Raw genomic sequence first — 1,160 nt, 5'->3', positions numbered from 1 at the left:
AAAAATGTGCTCCAACGGCCTTGCATAGTAAGCATCTTCACGGGATTTATCTGTTAGAGATCTGACAATCTTTCTATATATAGAATCATCAACAGACTCATACTTATCCAAATAATTTAGCCAATCTTGCAATTCATTACTTGGTGTAGTCCTTACATGCTCTACTAATAATCTAGCATCATCTTCAACAATGTACTTCTCTGGTAATAATGCAAAATAGGCAGATAGCCATAATTTCCTCTTTCGATATTCTTTGCTGTTTAGCATTAAGAAAACATCTTTTTTCGATCGAGAATTAAATAGATCAATGATTATTAGATGAGGATTCACTTCAAAATAATCATCATAATCCATATACATGAGTACAATATCAGGAAAGAGTTTTGGTACTGATTCAGCCATTGCATGAAGACTCATTTCAATTCCATTTTTTAGAGAATAATCCCTATCTCTCCCCGATAGAGCATTATTCAACTCTTTACACCTATTTATGAAGTCAATGAAATCCGCCATAGAAATACCAGTAAAATACTCGACCAACCCCTTATGTCGATACTGGTTATACTCCTCATAACCCATTTCAAGTATACGCCGCTCATATCTGTCTTCAAGAATTAAGCGTGATATTTTAAGCGTTTCATTGAAGAAATCAGCGTTCCACTCTTTGGGATAGTTCAACTCTAAAGAATTAAGGTGCTCACAATAGTTTTGCATCATCATGCAGTGAGTTAAGTTATCTTTATCTAATTTTTTAATTAGATATCTCTCAATGAAAGGAAGGTCAGCCTCAGCCATATCAATCCCTTCATATCTTACCCTATCTACATATTTTTTAAATGCTTCAATGGCTAAAGAATTAAACTCATCTTTAGCTATTAAAACAGATAAGTTTGATATAATTTTTTCTCTTAAAGTGAGTAAGTATTCATCAGGGTTTAATCTAAAGGTAATAATACTTATTGAATCCCCTCTAGAGTACTGGTGATCCTGATGCTCGACTTTTAGCAGATAATTAGCTATTAATATAAAAAGGCGACTAAATAAGTGGTTTTCCCCGTTTTCCATTTTTTCAATCAACATGTCTACAATGAACGATTGTACATAGTAGCCATATCGAAAATCATCAGGCTTAAAGCTATAACACTCAGATAATAATCGCA

At 33.2% G+C, this 1,160-nt stretch carries 1 pseudogene; it reads right to left on the bottom strand.

Going from position 1 to position 1,160, the window contains the following annotated elements:
* Positions 1 to 1,080: pseudogene (locus M901_RS01135) on the bottom strand (DNA replication protein); the annotation flags it as partial.
* Between the last annotated feature and the right edge of the window lie 80 nt (positions 1,081 to 1,160).

This window comes from Bacteriovorax sp. DB6_IX (genome assembly GCF_000447775.1).
Taxonomy (GTDB): domain Bacteria; phylum Bdellovibrionota; class Bacteriovoracia; order Bacteriovoracales; family Bacteriovoracaceae; genus Halobacteriovorax_A.
This window is presented reverse-complemented; position numbering and strand designations above follow the sequence as displayed.